This is a genomic window from Amnibacterium soli, from assembly GCF_039544415.1.
Lineage (GTDB): Bacteria > Actinomycetota > Actinomycetes > Actinomycetales > Microbacteriaceae > Amnibacterium > Amnibacterium soli.
In genome coordinates this window covers 249856-269068 of record NZ_BAABLP010000004.1, presented here as the reverse complement: position 1 = coordinate 269068, position 19213 = coordinate 249856, and the positions used below count along the sequence as shown (strand labels likewise).

Sequence of the window (19213 nt, the reverse complement as noted above, 5' to 3'; positions counted from 1 at the left end):
AGCCGCTCAGGGGCGGGTGAAGATCAGGCTCGTGTTCTGACCCCCGAAGCCGAAGGAGTCGCTGAGCGCCGCACGGACCTCCTGCTCGCGCGGTGCGCCACGCACGACGTCGAGCGGCACGGCCGGGTCGAGCTCGTCGAGGTTGCGCGTGGGCGGCACCAGCCCTGCGGTCATCGTGCGGATGGCGAGGATCGCCTCCACCGCGCCGGCCGCGCCCAGCAGGTGCCCGATGGCGCCCTTCGGCGCGGTCACGGACGCGGTCGTGCCGAGGCTCTCGGCGATCGCGGCCGCCTCGGTGGTGTCGCCCACCGTGGTGCCGGTCGCGTGCGCGTTGACGTGGTCGATGTCCTCGGGCGCGAGCCCGGCCATCTTCAGGGCGTTCCGGATGGCGCGCACCTGGCCGCGGCCCTCGGGCTGCGGCGCGGTGATGTGGAACGCGTCGGAGGTGACGCTCCACCCGGCGAGCACCGCGTGCACCCGGGCACCGCGGCGCTGCGCGTGCTCCTCGGTCTCGAGCACGAGCATCCCGGCGCCCTCGCCGAGCACGAACCCGCGGCGCGCGGCGTCGAACGGGCGGGACAGAGCGTCGACGGGGCCGCCGTCGGGCTTCGCCGCGGCCTGCGCCTGGGCGAACGCGGCGAGGGTCAGCGGCGCGATCGACGCCTCCACCCCGCCCGCGAACACGATGTCCGCCTCCCCGGTGGCGAGCAGCCGGGCGGCGTCGGCGATCGCCTCGGCACCGGAGGCGCACGCCGCCGCGGTCGTGTAGACGCCGGCGCCCGCCCCGTAGGCGATGCTGACCTGCGCCGCGGCGCCGTTCGGCATGAGCATCGGCACCGCGCGCGGCGACACCCGACGCGCGCCGGACGCCTCCAGCACGTCGTCCTGCCCGAGCAGCGTCTCGAGGCCGCCGATGCCGGTGCCGACCACGACGGCGAACCGGTCGCCGTCCACCTCCGGGGTCCCGGCGTCGGCCCACGCCTCCGCCGCGGCGATCAGCGCGAGCCGCTGGCTGCGGTCGAGGCGCTGCGCCGCGACCCGGCCGAGCTTCTCGTCGACGTCCACCACCGCGGGCGCCGCGATCGGGATCGGCAGCGAGGCGAACCGCTCGCCGTCCGAGGAGAAGTCCCGCACGCCGCTGCGCCCGGCGAGCATCCCGCTCCAGAGCGCCTCGACGTCGTCCCCGAGCGGCGAGACCGCTCCCATGCCCGTGATGACGACCCGCATGACGCTCCTGATTTGTACGGCGAACAACTTCACCTCCAGTTGTACCACGTACAATTCGAGAGTGGCGGGAACCGGGACTCCGCGCGGGGCCGCGACCCGCGCCCGGATCCGCACGGCGATGATGCGCCTGCTGCAGACCGGCCCCGACGTCCCCACGGTCGCCGAGATCGCGAGCGCCGCCGACGTCTACCCGAATCAGATCACGCACCACTTCGGGTCGAAGGACCGCCTGTTCGTCGAAGCGGCGTTCGCCCTGCTGCTGCGGGACACCGATCGGCTGCAGGCCGCCGGCCGACGCATGCAGACGGCGGAATCCTTTCGGGCGGCCCTGGCCCGCACGGCCCTCGCGATGCCGTCGCTGCGGCACGTCGTCGTCGCGCTGTCCCTCGCGCGGGAGAACGAGGACGTGCGGGAGGAGGTGCGGCGCGCCATCGGCATCCTCTTCCGGCAGTCGGAGCGCTACCTCGACCGCATGCTGCAGCGCCACGGCTGGCGCAGCGAGCACGGGACGGCGCGCGACGTGACGACCTTCTGGAGCGCGACCTTCGGCGCGGTCCTGCTCTCCGCGGGCGGCATCCCCGGCGGCCCGTCGGAGGTCGGCCTCGCGGCGACCATGACCATCCGCGCCGACGCCTGAGCGCTGCCCGCAGCAGCGGGCCCGCGGCGCCGCTCCCCGCCCGACCTAGGGTGCAGGGGCGGGCGCCCGATCGCGCCGCGGAGGGGGACGTCCATGGTGGAGATCCTGTTCGTGCACGGCGCGCTGGTGCGCAACGGCGCGTGGTGGTGGCACGCGGTCGCCGAGCTGGTGGAGCGGGACACCGGCGTCACCAGCCGCGCGGTCGCGCTGCCGTCGTGCGGCGAGGGCGCGGCGCCCGGCACCAGCGGCCTCGTCGAGGACGCTGCCGCGCTGCACGCGGCGCTGGACGCGGCCGGCGACGCGATCGTGGTCGGGCACTCCTACGGCGGCACGGTGATCGCCGAGGGCGCGGACCACCCGGCGGCGCGCCACCTGCTCCTCATCTCGTCCTACCTGCCCGAGCCCGGGCTGTCGCAGGGCGCGATCATGAGCGGCGAGCAGGACCCGGTGCGCGTCGCGGACCTCGGCGACGGCACGATCGGCGTCACCGGCTACGACGAGGCGGCGTTCGGCGCCCGCTTCTGGGCCGACGTCACCGACCCGAGGACCCGCTCGGAGGCATGGGCGCGGCTGACCCCGCAGTCCGTCGCGGCCTTCGGCACGCCGACCACCCGGGCCGCGTGGCGGGGCCGCCCCTCCACCTACCTCGTCTGCACCGAGGACCGCAGCACGTCGCTCGCCCTGCAGCGGGAGCACGCCGCCCGCGCCACGCGGTCGGTGGACCTGCCGACGGGCCACCACCCGTTCCTGTCGCGGCCCGATCTGGTGGCCGCGGAGCTGGGCGCGCTCATCGCCGGCTGACGGAGGAGGGGGCGAGCGCCGCAGCGCTCGCCCCCTCCTCGTCGGGCTCGATCAGGCGGTGCGGAACGACTGCGCCGCCGGGCAGTCGAACGGGTCCGCGTGGCGGATGCCGACGCGGTGCAGATAGGTCAGCACGACCCGCCAGGCGGTGGGCAGGGCGTTCTCGACGTAGGGCACCCCGAGCTCGGCGCAGTACTCGCGCACGATCGGGCGCACCTTGCGCAGGTTGGCGCTCGGCATGTTCGGGAACAGGTGGTGCTCGATCTGCAGGTTGAGGCCGCCCATGACGTGCTCCATCGGGCGACCGCCGCGGATGTTGCGGGACGTCAGCACCTGTCGGCGCAGGTAGTCGACCTTCTCGCCGCGCTCGATGACCTTCATGCCGGTGTGGTTCAGCGCGAACGTGCCGCCCATGTAGATCCCGAACGACGCGATCTGCACGACCATGAACACGAGCCCGAGCACCGGGCCGAGCAGGAGCAGGACGACCGCTGCGAAGCCGATCAGGCGGATGCCGATCAGCACGCCCTCCTGCACGCGGTGCGGGACCTTCTCGCCGCCGAGGATCGCCTGGATCGACGACTTGTGCAGGTCGAGGCCGGCGAGCGCGAGGATCCCGACGAACCAGAAGCCCTGACGGCGCGTGAACCATCCGGCGACGCCCGAGCGCTCGGGGGCCTCGTTCGGCACGAACACGACGGCGCCGGGGACGATGTCGTTGTCCTTGCCGACCGTGTTCGGGTTCGCGTGGTGCCGCGTGTGCTTGTTCATCCACCAGCCGTAGCTGAGGCCGACGAACAGGTTGCCGAACACGCGGGAGAACGCCTCACCGCGGGGCCCGGACGTGAAGATCTGCTTGTGCGCCGAGTCGTGCGCCAGGAACGCCGACTGCGTGAACAGCACCGAGAAGTAGACCGCGACGAGCAGCTGCCACCAGGTGCGGCCGAGGGTCGCGAGCAGCACGAACCCGACGGCGAACAGCAGGACCAGCACGGTCATGCGGAGCGCGTAGGACCCCGGGCGGCGGCGGAGCAGGCCCGCCTCCTTCACCCGGCGCGTCAGCTCCGTGTAGTCGGTGGCGTGGCTCGACTGCGCACGCCCCACCGGTGCCGTGCGCGGCGTGGTGGTGCGGACGGGTCGTGGTGCCACTGCGGTCATGGGTCAAGGCTAGGAATCCGAGGGTTCCGGCACGTCCCCCGCCGGAGCCAACTCCTGCCCCGTACCCGGGTACGGGTCGGCGGTTCCGCGGGCGGTCCTGCGTAGATTCTCGGGGCCCGGGAGCGCCCCGCCCCGGCGCGGAAGGACGTCGGCATGCGGTTCGAGCACGTGATCCTGTGGCACGTCTACCCGCTGGGGTTCACAGGGGCCGAGCAGGAGCAGCCGGCGGGCGGCGCGGTGCAGCACCGGCTGCCGCGCATCGAGCGCTGGCTCGACCGGATGATCGAGCTCGGGGCGAACGGGCTGCAGCTCGGGCCGGTGTTCGACTCCGAGACCCACGGGTACGACACCCGGGACCACCTCCGGATCGACCCGCGGCTCGGGGACGAGCAGGACCTCGACGCGCTGATCGCGGCGGCGCACGCGCGCGGGATCGAGGTGGTGCTCGACGGGGTGTTCAACCACGTCGGCCGGTCCTTCCCGCGCTTCGTCCAGGCGGAGCGGGGGGACCCCGCGGCGGCCGCTTGGTTCCGTCGGGAGGGGGACGGCTGGGCGGTCTTCGAGGGCCACGGCGCACTCGTCGCGCTGAACCACGACGAACCCGAGGTGCTGCGGTACGTGATCGACGTGATGCGGCACTGGCTCGACCGCGGCGTCGACGGCTGGCGGCTCGACGCCGCGTACGCAGTGCCGACGGCGTTCTGGCACCGGGTCGCGGAGGCGGTGCACGAGACGCACCCGCACGCCTGGCTGCTCGGCGAGGTGATCCACGGCGACTACGCGCAGTGGGTGGCGGACTCCGGGCTCGACTCGGTGACGCAGTACGAGCTGTGGAAGGCGATCTGGAGCAGCCTCAACGAGCGGAACCTCTGGGAGCTCGCCTGGACGCTCGGCCGGCACCGGGACCTGGTCGCGTCCTTCCTGCCGGCCACTTTCGTCGGCAACCACGACACGACGCGCATCGCCAGCCGCCTCACCGACGAGCGGCACCTCGCGCACGCCCTCACGGTGCTCTTCACGGTGGGCGGCGTCCCGGTCGTCTACAGCGGGGACGAGGAGGGGTTCCGCGGCGTGAAGGAGGACCGCGCCGGCGGCGACGACGCGGTGCGGCCGGCGTTCCCCGACTCCCCCGACGAGCTGTCCCGCCTCGGCGAGCCGATCCTCCGCCTCCACCAGCGGCTCATCGCGCTGCGCCGCCGCAAGCCGTGGCTCGCCCGCGGGCGGTACGAGCAGGTCTCCGTGGAGAACGACGTGCTCGTCTACCGGATGTCGTCGCCGGAGGGGGACGACGCGATCACGGTCGCCCTGAACGTCGGCGATGGGCCGCTGGACCTGGCACCGGCGAACGGCGAGCGCGTGCTCGAGGGCGGACTCGGCCCCCACGAGGCCGCGGTCCTCGGCCGCGACTGACCCGACTCCTCAGAAGTCGCCCCTTCGGGTCCAGGTCGGGCGCCACCTCCTCGACGATCGCGGCGATGCGCCGTGCCACGGTGCGCTCCGGCTCCGCGAGCTCGTCGATCTTCGCGGCGACGTCACGGGCGCCGTCCTCGCGGCTCGCCTGCCGCGCGCCTCACCTCCTGCGCGCGCTCCTTCGTGGCGGCGCGCTCATCGGCGGAGGACGTCCCGGTGCGGTCGGTCATCCCCGCACGCCGGGCCGTGCAGGGGGCGGCGCGATGCTCGGATCCGGCCGGCCCTCGGCGCTCAGCCCTGCGTCGCCGCCTCCGCCACGTGGTGGCGGCCGATGGGCAGCACCATCGGTGCGCCCGACACGGGATCGGGCAGCACGCGGCTCTCGAGCCCGAACACCTGCCGCACCACGTCGGTCGTCAGCACGGCGCCGGGCGCGCCCGCGGCGTGGACGCGGCCGTCCGCGACCGCGACGAGGTGGTCGGCGTACCGCGCGGCCAGGTTCAGGTCGTGCAGCACCATCACCACCGTCGTGCCGCGCTGCCGGTTGAGGTCGGTCAGCAGGTCGAGCACCTCGACCTGGTGGGTGATGTCGAGGAAGGTCGTCGGCTCGTCCAGCAGCAGGATGTCGGTCTGCTGCGCCAGCGCCATCGCGATCCACGTGCGCTGCCGCTGACCGCCGGACAGCTCGTCGACCGCGCGGTCGGCGAGGCCGACGATGTCGGTCATCCGCAGCGCCTCCGCGACCGCCTCGTCGTCGGCGGCCGTCCACCGCGTCAGGAACCCCTGGTGCGGGTGCCGGCCGCGGGCGACGAGGTCCGCGACGGCGATCCCCTCCGGCGCGCTCGGCGACTGCGGCAGCAGGCCGAGGGTGCGGGCCACCTGCTTCGTCGGCAGCCGGTGCAGGTCCTTGCCGTCGAGCACGATCCGTCCGGTGCGGGGCGGCAGGAGGCGGGCCATCGCGCGCAGCAGCGTCGACTTGCCGCACGCGTTCGCGCCGACGATCGCCGTGATCCGGCCGGGCGGCAGCGCGAGGTCGATGCCCTCCGCGACGACGCGGTCGCCGTAGGCCAGGGTGACGCCGTCGACGGCGAGCGTGTGCGACTCGGTCACAGGGACCCTCCCGCGCGATTGGTCCGGATGAGGAGGTAGACGAGGTACGGGGCGCCGAGCACGCCGGTGACGACGCCGACCGGGAAGCGGTTGCCGGTCGCGAACTGGCCGATCAGGTCGGCGCCGAGCACGAGCGCCGCGCCGACGAGGGCGGACGGCACCATCAGGCCGCCGCCCCCGCCGACGAGGCGCGCGGCGATGGGGCCCGACAGGAAGGCGACGAAGGCGATGGGCCCGGCCGCGGCGGTCGCGAAGGCGATGAGCAGCACCGCGGCCACGATGACGACGACGCGCGTGCGCTCGACCCGCACGCCGAGCCCCGCCGCGGACTCGTCGCCGAGCTGGAGCAGGCCGAGGTCGTGCTCGCGGGACAGCAGCACCGGCCCGACCACCACCACGGCGAGCGCCAGCGGCAGCAGCTGGTCCCAGGTCGCGCCGTTCAGGCTGCCGGTCAGCCATCGCATCGCGGTCTGCAGGTCCCAGGTCGCGGCGTGCAGCAGCACGTACGAGACGACGCTCTCGAGCATCGCGGAGACGCCGATGCCGATCAGGATCAGCCGCGTGCCCGCGACCCCGTCCCGGTAGGAGAGCAGGTAGATCACGGCCGCGGTGGCCAGCGCGGCGACGATGGCGACGAGGCTCGTCGCCGCCTCGTCGAGCTGCAGCAGCACGATCGACACCACGGCGGCGGCGCTCGCGCCCGAGCTGATGCCGATCACGTCCGGCGACGCGAGCGGGTTGCGCAGCATCGTCTGGAACGTCACCCCGGCGACCCCGAACGCGAGCCCCGCGAGCGCACCCATGCACGCCCGGGGCAGCCGCAGCTCGCCCACGGTGAAGGAGGCGCCGGGCACGGTCTCGCCGAGGATCGTGCGCAGCACCTCCGACGGCGTGTAGAAGGTGTCGCCCACCATCAGGCTGACGGCGAAGAGCACGAGGACCACGACGGCGAGCGCCGCGCCGGTCGATCGGCGGCGCAGCGCTCGGCGGCGGCGGCCCGTCGCCACGCGCCCCGCCGGGCCCGCCTCCCGGACGGCGACGGCGGTCACAGCGCCCGCACCTTCTGGCGCCGGACGATCCAGATGAAGATCGGCGCTCCGATGATCGCCGTCACGATGCCGACGTCCACCTCCGCGGGACGCGCGACGAGGCGCCCGATCACGTCGGCGGCGGTGAGCAGCACCGCGCCGACGACCGTCGAGAACGGCAGCAGCCAGCGGTGGTCGACGCCGACCAGCAGGCGGCAGAGGTGCGGCACGGCCAGCCCGACGAAGCCGATCGGCCCGGCGACGGCGGTCGCCGCCCCGGCGAGCAGGATCGCGCCGGCGGCCGCGAGCACCCGGGTGCGCGCCACGTGCTCGCCGAGCCCCGCGGCGACGTCGTCGCCGAGCGCGAGCGAGTTCAGGCCCCGCGCGGTGACGACGCACACCAGTGCGCCGACCGCGAGGAACGGCAGCACCTGCAGGATGCGGGAGAAGGAGGCGCCGCCGACCCCGCCGATCTGCCAGAAGCGGAAGTCCGTCAGCGCGTCGACGCGGGGCAGCAGCACCGCGCTGATCAGCGAGCTGAACGCGGCGGAGGTCGCGGCACCGGCGAGGGCGAGTTTCAGCGGCGTCGCTCCGCCGCGCCCGAGCGAGCCGATCGAGTAGACGAGCACCGCGGCACCGGCCGCACCGAGGATCGCGACCCAGATCACCGTCGTCGGGGCGGCGAGGCCGAAGAACGCCAGCCCGACCACCACGGCGAGGGAGGCGCCGGTCGTCACGCCGAGGATGCCCGGGTCGGCGAGCGGGTTGCGGGTCACGCCCTGCATCACCGCCCCGGCGAGCCCGAGCGCGGCGCCGACGACCATCGCCAGCACCGTGCGCGGCACCCGCTGCAGCACCGCCGCCTCCGCGAGGGTGTTCGAGGCGCCGCCGACGCCGGCGACCACGTCCGGCCAGGTCACCGCGCGCACGCCGAAGGCCACCGACGCGGCGCCCACCAGGGCGAGCGCGACGAGGGCGGCGGCGAGCCAGGCGACCCGGACCGGCACCGGCCGACGGGCCGACGCGGCGTCCTGCGCCGTCCGGCCGCGGACGGCGGTCGTCACCCGACCTTGTCCGCGGCGGCGCCGAGGACGTCGAGGTACTTGTCCAGCCCCCAGCCGATGGACAGCGGGGTCGGGTTGGCGTCCGCCGCGAGGGGCGTGCTGTCCGGCAGCAGGACCACGGAACCGCGCTTGATCGCGGGGATCTTCCCGATGAGTGGATCGGCCTGCAGCTTCTTGAGGAACGCGGCGTCGCCGTAGAGCACGATCACGTCGGCGTCGTCGAAGCGGTCGGCGTCCTCAGCGCTCACGGTCAGGTAGAACTGCGACGACTTCGCCGACTCCTCCTTCACCACGGCCGGTGCCGTCATGCCGAGCTGCTCGAGGAACCGCGCGCGCTGGTCGAGGGTCGAGTAGAAGCCGATCTTGCTCAGGTCGCTCGGGTCGAAGTACCCGAACATCGCCGTCTTGCCCTTCAGCTGCGGGTGCTTCGCGACGTCATCGGCGACCTCGCCGTCGAGGCGCGACTCGAGCTGCTTCCCCTCCGCACCGAGCCCGATCGCCTCGCTGTCCATGGTGATCATCTCGTCGAGGGTGGTCCCCCACGCGGTCTTCGGGAAGGCCACGGTCGGCGCGATCTTGCTGAGCGTCTCGTAGTCGCTCTTCGACAGGCCCGAGTAGGCCGCGAGGATCACGTCCGGCCGGGTGTCCGCCACGGCCTCGAAGTCGATGCCGTCGGTCTCGTCGAACAGCACGGGCGTCTTCGCCTTCAGCTGCGTCAGCCGATCCTCGACCCACGGCAGCACGCCGTTCCCGTCGTCGTCGCCCCAGGTCGCCTTGCTCATGCCGACGGGCACGACCCCGAGCGCGAGCGGGACCTCGTGGTTCGCCCAGGCGACGGTCGCGATCCGCTTCGGCTTCGACTTGATGACCGTCTCGCCGAACGCGGTCTTGATGGTGATCGGGAACCGGTCGGCGCCGGTGCTCGACGACGACGCCTCCGTGCCACCGCCCAACGAGTCGGAGGACTGTGCGCAGCCGGCCAGGGCGACGAGCAGGGCCGCGGAGGCGGCGATGGACATCAGACGCGAGGCGCGCATGGGCAGGGCTCCTTCTCGAGCGGTGCAGGTTAGGGAAGCCTAACCTTCTTCTCGCTCCTCCCGCCTCCGCCCTGCGGATCCGCAGACGACGACGCCCCCGGCCGCACGGCCGGGGGCGCTCGTCAGGCGTCGAGCAGGATCAGCGGAAGACGTCCTTGACGTCCTCGCCGACCTTCTTGGCCTTGGCGGAGGCCTGGTCGCCCTGACCATCCGCCTCGAGCCGCTCGTTGTCCGTCGCCTTGCCGGTGGCCTCCTTGGCCTTGCCGGCCAGGTCCTCCGCCGCGTTCGAGATCTTGTCTCCGAGTGCCATGACGGCCTCCTTCCGATCGATGGACCGACCGTGGCACTCGCGCCTCAGAGCGGGCCGAACGTTCCGCAAGCCCATCGACAGCGCGCCGCCGCACGAGTGGAACAGATCCTTGCCGTTCTAGGTTCACCGATATATCGTGATGCGTCACGACAACAGAACCTGAAGGAGAACCACCATGGATCACATTCACCACGACCACCAGCACGGGGCGCCCCTCCGCGGCCGCTTCGACGGCCCATTCGGCCACCGCGGTCCCCGCGGCGGCTTCGGCGGCCCCTGGGACGGTCCCGCGGAGGCGCTGCGCGCCTTCAAGGGATTCGGTCCCGGCCCCGGCTTCGGCCCGCACGGACCCCGCGCCCGCCGCGGCGACGTGCGCAGCGCGATCCTCGGGCTGCTCGCCGACGGTCCCTCGAACGGCTACGGGCTGATCAAGGCGATCGGCGAGAAGACGGAGGGCGCCTGGACCCCGAGCCCCGGCTCGGTCTACCCGACGCTCGCGCAGCTCGTCGACGAGGGCCTCATCAGCCAGGAGGGCGGACCGCGCGGCGCGTACCAGCTGACCGACGCCGGCCGCACCCACGTGGAGGCCCACGCCGAGGAGATCGACGCCGCGTTCCGCAGCGCGGGTGACCGCTACGCGGGCGGCGACGCCCTGATGACCGCCTTCGGCAAGCTCGCCGGCGCGGCCATGCAGTTCCGCGGCGGCGTGACCGCCGAGCAGCGCGCCCGCGCGACCGAGAAGGTCGACGAGCTGCGCCGCGAGCTCTACCGCATCCTCGGGGAGTGAGCTCCACCCCTGCATCGCGCACCCCGGTGCGCGCGGACGGGCCCGGACCGGTTTCGGTCCGGGCCCGTCTGGTTGCATGACCGCGTGGACTCGCGCAGCTACATCGACGACCTCGCGGCTTTCGTCGCCGCCGCACCGAGCTCGTACCACGCGGCGGCGGAGGTGCGCAGGCGGCTCGAGGACGCGGGCTTCACCGCGGTCGACGAGACGGCGGACTGGTCCGCGGTCGCCGTGCCCGGCGCCCGGCTGGTGCTCGTGCGGGACGGCGCGGTCGTCGCCGTCGCGATCCCGGCCGACGCCGACGCCGCGACCCCGTACCGCGTCCTCGGCGCGCACACCGACTCCCCCGGGTTGAAGCTGAAGCCGAAGCCGACCATCGGCGGCGGCGGGTTCCTGCAGGCGGGCGTCGAGGTCTACGGCGGACCGATCCTCGCCTCCTGGTTCGACCGCGAGCTCGAGTTCGCGGGCCGCGTGGTCGACTCGGCCGGGGTCGAGCACCTCGTCCGCACCGGCCCGTGGGCGCGCGTGCCGCACCTCGCCATCCACCTCGACCGCGAGCTGAACAGCGGGTTCTCCCCGGACCGCCAGCGCGACCTGCAGCCGGTGCTCGGCACCGCCGGAGCCGAGAGCGACGTGGTCGGCGCGCTGGCCGCGCTGGCGGGCATCGCGCCCGAGGACGTCGCCGGGTACGACCTCATCACCTGCGACACCCAGCCGCCCCGCCGCTTCGGCGTCGCCGAGGAGCTGTTCGCCTCCCCCCGCCTCGACAACCTCACCTCCGTGCACGCGGGCCTGCGCGCCATGGAGGCGCTCGAGCCGCACGGCGCCGTCGCGGTGCTCGCCGCCTTCGACCACGAGGAGGTCGGGTCGGAGAGCCGCTCCGGCGCCGCCGGGCCGCTGCTCGTCGACGTGATCGAGCGGGTGAACGCCGCGCTCGGCGGGGGCCGCGAGCAGCTGGCGCGCGCGATGGCGGGCTCCTGGTGCTGCTCCGCCGACGCGGGGCACGCGGTGCACCCGAACCGGCCGGAGAAGCACGACCCGGCGAACCGCCCGGTCGCGGGCGGCGGCCCGCTGCTGAAGATCAACGCCGTCCAGCGGTACACCACCGACGCGAGCGGCGCCGCGCTCTGGGGCCGCGTCTGCCGCACCGCAGGCGTGCCGTGGCAGGAGTTCGTGTCGAACAACGACGTCGCCTGCGGGTCCACCATCGGGCCGATCACGGCGACGCGCCTCGGGATCCGCACGTTCGACGTCGGCACCCCGCTGCTGTCGATGCACTCCGCCCGCGAGCTGTGCCACGTCGACGACCCGGGACGCCTCGCCGACGCCGCGGGCGTCTTCCTCGCCGCGGCCGAGTGAGCGCCCAGGTCGGCGGCGGCGGGGCAACGTAGCGTCCCCCTCGCTCGATCCCGCAGCCGAGGAGGCCCCATGCCCGCGCTCACCGACACCTTCACCCTCGCCGGTGACGTCGCGATCCCGAAGATCGGGTTCGGGACGTGGCAGATCCCCGACGGCTCGGAGGCGTACGACGCCGTCCGGGCCGCCCTCGACGCCGGCTACCGCCACATCGACACCGCCCTCGCCTACGGCAACGAGGAGAGCGTCGGCCGGGCCGTCCGCGACAGCGGCGTCGACCGGGGCGAGATCTTCATCACGACGAAGCTGCCCGCCGAGATCAAGGACGCGGAGGGGGCCCGGCGCGCGTTCGAGAAGTCGCAGCGCGGCCTCGACCTCGGCGTCGTCGACCTGTACCTGATCCACGCTCCGTGGCCGTGGGACGCGATCGGCACCGACCACCGCGAGGGCAACATCGAGGTCTGGAAGGTGTTCGAGGAGCTGTACCAGGGCGGCCGCGCCCGCTCGATCGGCGTCTCCAACTTCTCGGTCGACGACCTCGAGTCCCTCACCGCCGCGACGGACGTCGTGCCCCACGCGAACCAGATCCGCTGGTTCGTCGGCAACACGCAGGACGACGTGACCCGCTGGTGCCAGGACCGCGGCGTGCTCGTGGAGGGCTACTCGCCGCTCGCGACGGGGCAGCTGCTCGAGGGCGGCGTGCTCGACGACATCGCGAAGCGCGTCGGCCGCACGCCGGCGCAGGTCGCCATCCGCTACCTGCTCGAGAAGGACGTGCTGCCGCTGCCGAAGTCGGTCACGCCGAAGCGCATCGCCGAGAACGCGGACGTCGACTTCGAGCTGGACGCCGACGCGATCGCGGAGCTCGACGCCATCGACGACTGACCCGTGCTCCATCTTCACGGAGATCCGGCCCGCCGGATCTCCGTGAAGATGGACGAGCGTCAGGGGCGGCGGAGGCGGTAGAGCACGTGGCGGAGGAGGGGGCTGTCCTGCTCCAGCGCCGGGTGGTCGAAGTCCTCGGCGGGGTCGCGCGTCATGCCGATGCGCCGCATCACCGCCTGGGACCGCTCGTTCGGCACGGCCGTGAAGGAGACGAGCTCGGGCAGCTCGAGGTCGTCGAACGCGACGGTCAGCACGCCGCGCGCCGCCTCCGTCGCGAAGCCGGAGCCCCACGCGTCGCGGCGCAGCCGCCAGCCGATCTCGACGGCCGGGGTGAAGTGCGCCTCGAAGCCGGGCTCGTTCAGCCCGGTGAAGCCCAGGAACCGGCCGGTCTCCCGCTCCTCCACCGCCCACAGGCCCCATCCGCGCTCCTCGAGGGCGGCACCGGCCCAGTCGACGAACGCGTCCGACTCCTCGCGCGTCAGCGTCTTCGGGAAGTGCTGCATCACCTCGGGATCCGCGCCGAGCTCGGCCCAGGGGTCCCGGTCCTCCTCCCGCCAGTGCCGGAGGACCAGACGCGGCGTGCAGAACTCGGTCATTCCCCCAGTATCGCCAGCACGTCCGCGCCGTAGCGCTCGAGCTTCGCGGCGCCGATGCCGCTGATCGCGGCCAGCGTCGACTCGGACCGCGGCCGCTGCGTCGCCAGCGCGCGCAGGGTCGCGTCGCCGAAGACGACGTAGGCGGGCACGCCCTGCTCCTTCGCCTGGTCCGCACGCCACGCGCGGAGCCGCTCGAACAGCTCGCGCGACGCGTCGTCGAGGTCGGCGGCGACCGTCGCGCTGCGCTTCGATCCCGAGTGCGCGGCCGCCGCCTTCTCGAGGTCGTGGCGGAGGCGGACGGGGTGCTCCCCCTTCAGCACGGCGGGTCCGAGGCGGCCGAGCCCGAGCGTGCCGTAGTCGTCGGCGACCTGCACCACGCCCTGCGCGATCAGCTGCCGCAGCACGCTGCGCCAGCCGCGGTCGCTGATGTCGGAGCCGATGCCGAACACGCTGAGGTCGTCGTGCTGGTGCTGCTCGACCCGCGGGGTGCGCTTGCCGCGCAGGATGTCGACGATCTGGCCGGCCCCGAAGCGCTGGTTCCGCTCCCGCTGCAGCCGCACGATGGTGGACAGCAGCTTCTGCGCGGCGACCGACCCGTCCCAGGTCTCGACCGGGTTGAGGCACGTGTCGCAGTTGCCGCAGTCCGTCTCGGTCGGCTGGCCGAAGTAGGCGAGCAGCTGGCGTCGGCGACAGGTGACCGCCTCGCACAGCGCGAGCATCGCGTCGAGGTTCGCGGACTGCTTCCGCTTGTGGGCGGCGTCGCCGACGCTCTGGTCGATGAACCGGCGCTGCTGCACGACGTCCTGCAGGCCGTAGGCGAGCCAGGCGGTCGCGGGCAGGCCGTCGCGGCCGGCGCGGCCGGTCTCCTGGTAGTACCCCTCGACCGACTTCGGCACGTCGATGTGGGCGACGAACCGCACGTCGGGCTTGTCGATGCCCATGCCGAACGCGATCGTCGCCACGACCACGACCCCGTCGTCGCGCAGGAAGCGGGACTGGTTCGCCGCGCGGATGCGGGCGTCGAGACCCGCGTGGTACGGGATCGCGTCGACGCCGTGCTCCGCCAGCCAGGTCGCCGTCTGCTCGACGGCGTTGGGCGAGAGCGCGTAGACGATGCCGGCGTCGCCGCGGTGCTCGTCGCGGATCAGCTTGAGCAGCTGCTGCTTCGGGTCGTCCTTCGGCACGATCCGGTACTGGATGTTCGGCCGGTCGAAGCTCGCGACGACGTGCGTCGCCCCCTCGAGGTGCAGCCGCGTCGTCAGCTCGCGGTGCGTGGCCTCGGTGGCCGTCGCCGTGAGCGCCATCGTGGGGACGCCGGGCCAGCGGCCGACGAGGTCGGCGAGCGCGAGGTAGTCGGGGCGGAAGTCGTGCCCCCACTGCGACACGCAGTGCGCCTCGTCGATCGCGAACACCGAGATGCCGGGCCCGGCCGCGACCCGGTCCAGCAGGGAGCGCACCGAGCCGCCCGACAGCCGCTCGGGCGCGATGTAGATCAGGTCGACCTCGCCCGCGAGGAGCGCGCGCTCCACCTCCGCCCGCTCGTCGGGCGACTGGGTGGAGTTGAGGAACTCGGCCCGCACGCCGGCGGCGCGCAGCGCGTCGACCTGGTCGTGCATCAGGGCGATCAGCGGGGACACGACGAGCCCGGTGCCGCGGCGCACGAGCGCGGGCACCTGGTAGCAGAGCGACTTGCCCGCACCCGTCGGCATGAGCACGACGGCGTCGCCGCCGCCGATCACGGCGTCCACGACCTCCGCCTGCCGCCCGCGGAAGGACTCGTACCCGAAGACGCGACGCAGCACCTCGAGGGCGGCGTCCGTCCCGGGAGGCGCGGCGGGCAGCACGTCGGTCACGGCGGGCAGGGTAGTCGGCCGCTCGGACATCCGGCGTCCCTGTCCACAGGCCTACTCCTCGTGGAAGGTGCGCTCCCCGACCGGGACCTCGACGGCGAGCCGGTTCCCCGCCGGTGCGAGCGGGCAGGCCCACTCCGGGTCGTAGGCGCAGGACGGGTTGTAGGCGAAGTTCAGGTCGAGCACCAGCCTGCGGCCCGACAGCCCGAGGTGGGCGCCCTTGACCGAGTCGATCAGGTACCGGCCGCCGCCGTACGTGCCGCCCGGCTTCCCGGCCGTCGCGTCCTTCACGGGGATGAACAGCCCGCCGCCGTAGGACCCGAGCCACCAGACGTCGAGCGCGCCGACGCCGTCGAGGCGGACGAGGCCGATCCGGTCGAACGGCACGACGCCGTCGGTGCCGGTCGGCACGTCGAGGTGCGCGGGCTCCGCGTCCTCCACCTCCGCCTCGAAGCGCCAGGCGGGGTCGTAGTCCGGGAAGGCGAGGCCGGTGAAGCCGTCCCGGTCCTCCGGGAGGAGGGGCGACGCGGGGTGCTCGAGGAACATCGCGTCGCGCCCGGCCCGCCACGCGGTCCACGCCGCGACGGGGTCGGGCGCCTCCTGCGCGGTCCGGTACAGCGCGTGCGTGCGCTGCCGCCAGTCGGCGACCGCGAGCACGGAGTCGGCGCTCATCGGCCGATCGCCGCGACGGGGTCGTCGCCCTTGCGCAGCACGACGAACTCCGCATCGATGCCCGCGCGCTCGAGCAGCTCGGTGAAGCCGCGGCGGCGGCGCGCGGTGATCAGCGTGACGACCGTGCCCGTGGCGCCCGCGCGGCCGGTGCGGCCCGAGCGGTGCAGGTACGTCTTGTAGTCCTCCGCCGAGTCGGCCTGCACGACCAGCTCGACGTCGTCGACGTGGATGCCGCGGGCGGCGACGTCGGTCGCGACCAGCGCGGCGACCTTGCCCTCGCTGAAGCGCCCGAGGTTGCGGGTGCGGCGCGCCTGGTTCAGGTCGCCGTGGAGGCTCTCGGTGCGGATGCCCTCGGCGTCCAGCGCGTCGGCGAGCTCCTCCGCGAAGGAGCGGGTGCGGGCGAAGACGAGCGAGCGCTCCGAGGAGGCGAGCAGCGCAGTGAGCACCGGCACCTTCTCACCCTGCTCGATCACGAGCACGCGGTGGTCGGCGGTGGTCGCCCCCTCCGCCTCCGCGACCTCGTGCACGTCCGGGTCCGGCAGGAACTCCTGCACCAGCTGCGAGACCGCGGCGTCGAGCGTCGCGGAGAACAGCAGGCGCTGACCGACCTCGGGCACCCGGCGCAGGAGGCGCTGGATCGGCTCGACGAAGCCGAGGTCGGCCATGTGGTCCGCCTCGTCCAGCACCGAGATCTCCACCGCGGAGAGGTCGAGGCGGCCCTGCTCGACCAGGTCCTCCATGCGGCCCGGGGTGCCGATCACGATGTCGACGCCCTTCGCGAGCGCGCCGACCTGTCGGGCCTGCGGCACGCCGCCGAAGATCTGCGTCGTGTAGAGGCCGACCGCGCGGGCGATGGGCTGCACGGTGCGGTCGATCTGCAGCGCGAGCTCCCGCGTCGGGGCGAGGATCAGCGCGCGCGGCGGGCGGCCGACGCGACGGCCGCTGCCGGTGCGCCCCGACTCCGCCCAGTTGCGCAGCAGCCGCTCGACCAGCGCCGCGCCGAAGGCGATGGTCTTGCCGGAACCGGTTCGTCCGCGGCCCAGCACGTTGCGGCCCCGCAGCGCGGCGGGGATCGTCGCGGCCTGGATCGGGAACGGCTCCTTCGCGCCGAGCTCCGCGAGCGCCTTCGTGATCTGCTCGCCGAGCCCCAGGTCGGCGAAGGTTCGGCCGGCGACGTCCTCGGCCGTCACCACGTCGCCCTCGAGGCGCTCGAGGACCTCGTCCTGCGGGGCCGTGAAGCGCGGCGCGCGCTCGTCGCGGCCGGACCGCTGGGGCTCGCGGCCGCGGAAGGGGCGGTCGGCGGAGGAGGCGCGGTCGGGGCGCTGCTCGAAGCGACCGCGGCGCGGCTCGTCGGTGCCGGAGGACCGGCGCTCGGGGCGGGCGCCGCGGGGCTGCTCGTCGCGGAACGAGCGCCGCTCGTCGCGCTGCGGGCGGCGGTCGTCGCGCTGCGGACGGCTGTCCCGGTCGAAGCGGTCCTGCCGGGGCGCGCGGTCGTCACGGTCGCGCTGCGGGCGGCGGTCGTCGCGCTGCGGCCGGGCGTCCCGGTCGAAGCGGTCCTGGCGCGGGGCGCGCTCGTCGCGGTCGCGCTGCGGACGGTCGTCGCGCTGCGGGCGCGAGAACCGGTCGTCCCGCTGCGGGCGGTCGGCGGCGGAGCGGCGCTCGGGGCGCTCGAACCGCTCGCCGCGCTGGGGCCGCTCGAAGCGGTCGCCGCGCTCCGGGCGGTCGCTCCGCTGCGGGCGGTCGTCGCGCGGGAAGCGGTCCTGCCGCGGTGCGCGGTCGTCGCGGTCGAAGCGGGCGCCCCGCTCGGGCCGGTCGCCTCGCGAGAACCGGTCGTCGCGGGGAGCGCGGTCGGAGCGCTGCGGGCGGTCGTCACGGAACCCGCGGTCGCCCGCGTTGCGCTGCGGGCGGTCGTCGCGGAACCCGCGGTCGCCCGCGTTGCGCTGCGGGCGGTCCGGACGGTCGCCGCGCTCGAAGCGGTCGCCGCGCGGGCCGTCGCCGCGGCCGCCTCCTGCGCGCTCGTCGCGCTTGTTGATGCGGGGGCCCGGATACCAGTCGATGCCGCGGTTCGGGCGCTGCGAGCCGCGCTCCTCCTCCGCGCCGCCGCGCGGGTCGCGTCGGCCTGCGCGGGCGCCGCCGCGGGCGGACGAGGCGGAGGCGCTGCGCGCGGCGCGCTCGTCGGGGCTCCAGCGGCGCTTCTCGCCGTCGGGGGTGCGGTTGTCGCGGGGACGTGCGGGCATGCGGATGATCCGTCCGATCAGGGCGCTGCGCGCTTCTCGCGTCTGCAGCGGGCCGTGGGTGCGCGCGCCGGATGCGGCGCGTCGACGGCCGTTGGACTCCACGAACGGTCCGGGCCGACCCCCGATCATACAGCCGGAGCGGCATCCGGCCAGGTGTTCGCGGATCCGGAGTTCTCGACCGACACGCCGCTCGGTGGAGGTGCCGCAACGGCGTGTCGGCCGGTTTCTCCGGATCCGCGCACGAAGTGCGGATCCGCGCGGCCCGTCAGTCGGGGCGGCCGGCCGCGCGGGCGGCGTCGACCGCGCGGCGGGCGCCGGTGCGCCACGGGTCGCCGTGACCGGGCAGCACCACGCGGGCCTCCGTCGCGGCGATGGCCTCGAGGGACGCGAGGGCCAGCGCCGAGTCCGCCGTCGCCGCGCCCGCGACGATGCGCGGGCCGGTGCGGGCGTTGTAGGGGTCGAGCGTCACGAGCGCGTCCCCGACGAGCACCGCGTCCCGGTCGGGCAGGTGCAGCGCGCAGTGCCCGTAGGTGTGTCCGGGGCTGAACACGACCACCGGCGAGCCCGGCACGTCGAGCACGTCGCCCGGCGCGATCGGGTGCAGCTCCCCGATCGGCGGCACGGTCAGCGCGCCCGCGACCGCCATCGTTGCGAGGATCGGCAGCCCGGCCGGGTGGGTCAGCGGGTAGAGCAGCCGCGGGTCCTCGTGGGCGTAGTCGTACGGATGCGCCGCGAGGTGCTGCTCGAGCGGGTGGCCGAGCACCGGCACGCCCCACTCCCGCTGCATGCGCCGGCCGACGCCGATGTGGTCGAAGTGCGCGTGCGTGAGCACCAGGGCGCGCACGTCCCCCGGCCCGCGGCCGAGCGCCTGCAGCGCCTGCTCGAGGTACCGCCACACGGCGGGCAGCCCGGCGTCGACGACCGTTACGGCGTCCCCCTCCTCCACGAGGTAGAGGTTCACCGCCGCGTGCGCGAGGCGGTGGACGCCGGGTGCGACGTCGCGGGTCAGGACGGCGCGGGGACGCGCGCGGGAGCGGCTGGGCACGCC

At 74.4% G+C, this 19213-nt stretch carries 18 protein-coding genes; 6 read left to right on the top strand and 12 right to left on the bottom strand.

Features of this window, described 5'->3' with window-relative positions:
• Positions 1-6 precede the first annotated feature (6 nt).
• Positions 7-1275 carry a beta-ketoacyl-[acyl-carrier-protein] synthase family protein gene (locus ABEA53_RS10775; protein WP_345481161.1) on the bottom strand — a complete coding sequence of 423 codons (1269 nt, stop codon included), beginning with the start codon at positions 1273-1275 and terminating at the stop codon, positions 7-9.
• Between the two features lie 13 nt (positions 1276-1288).
• Here ABEA53_RS10775 and ABEA53_RS10770 point away from each other — a divergent pair, with 13 nt between their 5' ends.
• Together ABEA53_RS10770 and ABEA53_RS10765 are read left to right on the top strand one after the other, a co-directional pair.
• Complete coding sequence (locus ABEA53_RS10770; protein ID WP_345481160.1) at positions 1289-1864, top strand: TetR/AcrR family transcriptional regulator; 576 nt, start codon at positions 1289-1291, stop codon at positions 1862-1864.
• 93 nt (positions 1865-1957) lie between these two features.
• A complete protein-coding gene (locus ABEA53_RS10765) occupies positions 1958-2665 on the top strand; it encodes an alpha/beta hydrolase (RefSeq protein ID WP_345481159.1) in 708 nt (235 codons plus the stop codon).
• 51 nt (positions 2666-2716) lie between these two features.
• Here ABEA53_RS10765 and ABEA53_RS10760 read toward each other — a convergent pair whose 3' ends face one another.
• Positions 2717-3823, bottom strand: a complete 1107-nt coding sequence (locus ABEA53_RS10760; RefSeq protein ID WP_345481158.1) for a fatty acid desaturase family protein — start codon at positions 3821-3823, stop codon at positions 2717-2719.
• A 153-nt stretch (positions 3824-3976) separates the two neighbouring features.
• Between ABEA53_RS10760 and ABEA53_RS10755 the strand changes: the two genes are divergently transcribed.
• A complete protein-coding gene (locus ABEA53_RS10755; protein ID WP_345481156.1) occupies positions 3977-5233 on the top strand; it encodes an alpha-amylase family glycosyl hydrolase in 1257 nt (418 codons plus the stop codon).
• Between the two features lie 291 nt (positions 5234-5524).
• On the opposite strand, the gene ABEA53_RS10750 is transcribed toward ABEA53_RS10755, so the two are convergent.
• From ABEA53_RS10750 to ABEA53_RS10730, 5 genes are all read right to left on the bottom strand, one after another.
• The gene (locus tag ABEA53_RS10750) at positions 5525-6343 is read right to left on the bottom strand and encodes an ABC transporter ATP-binding protein (protein ID WP_345481155.1); all 819 of its coding nucleotides are present in this window, start codon (positions 6341-6343) and stop codon (positions 5525-5527) included.
• Complete coding sequence (locus tag ABEA53_RS10745) at positions 6340-7392, bottom strand: FecCD family ABC transporter permease (RefSeq protein ID WP_425550621.1); 1053 nt, start codon at positions 7390-7392, stop codon at positions 6340-6342. Before ABEA53_RS10745 ends, ABEA53_RS10750 begins: the two co-directional genes overlap by 4 nt.
• Entirely contained in the window at positions 7389-8435 is a 1047-nt protein-coding gene (locus ABEA53_RS10740; protein WP_345481154.1) for a FecCD family ABC transporter permease, read from the bottom strand. Before ABEA53_RS10740 ends, ABEA53_RS10745 begins: the two co-directional genes overlap by 4 nt.
• Positions 8432-9472 (bottom strand): iron-siderophore ABC transporter substrate-binding protein, encoded by a 1041-nt coding sequence (locus ABEA53_RS10735; RefSeq protein WP_345481153.1) that lies wholly within the window; start codon positions 9470-9472, stop codon positions 8432-8434. Before ABEA53_RS10735 ends, ABEA53_RS10740 begins: the two co-directional genes overlap by 4 nt.
• A 139-nt stretch (positions 9473-9611) precedes the next feature.
• A complete protein-coding gene (locus tag ABEA53_RS10730) occupies positions 9612-9782 on the bottom strand; it encodes a CsbD family protein (RefSeq protein ID WP_345481152.1) in 171 nt (56 codons plus the stop codon).
• Positions 9783-9957: 175 nt separating this feature from the next.
• Here ABEA53_RS10730 and ABEA53_RS10725 point away from each other — a divergent pair, with 175 nt between their 5' ends.
• From ABEA53_RS10725 to ABEA53_RS10715, 3 genes are all read left to right on the top strand, one after another.
• Complete coding sequence (locus ABEA53_RS10725) at positions 9958-10569, top strand: PadR family transcriptional regulator (protein ID WP_345481151.1); 612 nt, start codon at positions 9958-9960, stop codon at positions 10567-10569.
• An 84-nt stretch (positions 10570-10653) separates the two neighbouring features.
• The gene (locus ABEA53_RS10720; RefSeq protein ID WP_345481150.1) at positions 10654-11928 is read left to right on the top strand and encodes a M18 family aminopeptidase; all 1275 of its coding nucleotides are present in this window, start codon (positions 10654-10656) and stop codon (positions 11926-11928) included.
• Between the two features lie 69 nt (positions 11929-11997).
• Positions 11998-12810 carry an aldo/keto reductase gene (locus ABEA53_RS10715; protein WP_345481148.1) on the top strand — a complete coding sequence of 271 codons (813 nt, stop codon included), beginning with the start codon at positions 11998-12000 and terminating at the stop codon, positions 12808-12810.
• Positions 12811-12869: 59 nt separating this feature from the next.
• Here the strand turns inward: ABEA53_RS10715 and ABEA53_RS10710 are convergent, their stop codons facing one another.
• The 5 genes from ABEA53_RS10710 to ABEA53_RS10690 all read right to left on the bottom strand — a co-directional run bounded on the left by ABEA53_RS10710 (position 12870) and on the right by ABEA53_RS10690 (position 19210).
• Complete coding sequence (locus ABEA53_RS10710; RefSeq protein WP_345481147.1) at positions 12870-13406, bottom strand: GNAT family N-acetyltransferase; 537 nt, start codon at positions 13404-13406, stop codon at positions 12870-12872.
• Positions 13403-15289: a DNA helicase RecQ gene (recQ, locus tag ABEA53_RS10705; RefSeq protein WP_425550620.1), complete on the bottom strand. Its 1887-nt coding sequence runs from the start codon at positions 15287-15289 to the stop codon at positions 13403-13405. Before recQ ends, ABEA53_RS10710 begins: the two co-directional genes overlap by 4 nt.
• 21 nt (positions 15290-15310) lie before the next feature.
• Positions 15311-15928, bottom strand: a complete 618-nt coding sequence (locus tag ABEA53_RS10700) for a DUF1684 domain-containing protein (protein ID WP_345481146.1) — start codon at positions 15926-15928, stop codon at positions 15311-15313.
• Positions 15925-18165, bottom strand: coding sequence for a DEAD/DEAH box helicase (locus ABEA53_RS10695; RefSeq protein WP_345481144.1), 2241 nt, complete (start codon positions 18163-18165; stop codon positions 15925-15927). Before ABEA53_RS10695 ends, ABEA53_RS10700 begins: the two co-directional genes overlap by 4 nt.
• A gap of 265 nt (positions 18166-18430) precedes the next feature.
• Entirely contained in the window at positions 18431-19210 is a 780-nt protein-coding gene (locus ABEA53_RS10690; protein WP_345481143.1) for an MBL fold metallo-hydrolase, read from the bottom strand.
• Positions 19211-19213 lie beyond the last annotated feature (3 nt).

Bases quoted from the DNA above. Each gene is read 5' to 3' on its own strand.
- ABEA53_RS10730 (WP_345481152.1), bottom strand. From the start codon at position 9,782: ATGGCACTCGGAGACAAGATCTCGAACGCGGCGGAGGACCTGGCCGGC.
- recQ (WP_425550620.1), bottom strand. From the start codon at position 15,289: ATGTCCGAGCGGCCGACTACCCTGCCCGCCGTGACCGACGTGCTGCCC.
- ABEA53_RS10700 (WP_345481146.1), bottom strand. From the start codon at position 15,928: ATGAGCGCCGACTCCGTGCTCGCGGTCGCCGACTGGCGGCAGCGCACG.
- ABEA53_RS10765 (WP_345481159.1), top strand. From the start codon at position 1,958: ATGGTGGAGATCCTGTTCGTGCACGGCGCGCTGGTGCGCAACGGCGCG.
- ABEA53_RS10735 (WP_345481153.1), bottom strand. From the start codon at position 9,472: ATGCGCGCCTCGCGTCTGATGTCCATCGCCGCCTCCGCGGCCCTGCTC.
- ABEA53_RS10715 (WP_345481148.1), top strand. From the start codon at position 11,998: ATGCCCGCGCTCACCGACACCTTCACCCTCGCCGGTGACGTCGCGATC.
- ABEA53_RS10760 (WP_345481158.1), bottom strand. From the start codon at position 3,823: ATGACCGCAGTGGCACCACGACCCGTCCGCACCACCACGCCGCGCACG.
- ABEA53_RS10725 (WP_345481151.1), top strand. From the start codon at position 9,958: ATGGATCACATTCACCACGACCACCAGCACGGGGCGCCCCTCCGCGGC.
- ABEA53_RS10710 (WP_345481147.1), bottom strand. From the start codon at position 13,406: ATGACCGAGTTCTGCACGCCGCGTCTGGTCCTCCGGCACTGGCGGGAG.
- ABEA53_RS10695 (WP_345481144.1), bottom strand. From the start codon at position 18,165: ATGCCCGCACGTCCCCGCGACAACCGCACCCCCGACGGCGAGAAGCGC.
- ABEA53_RS10755 (WP_345481156.1), top strand. From the start codon at position 3,977: ATGCGGTTCGAGCACGTGATCCTGTGGCACGTCTACCCGCTGGGGTTC.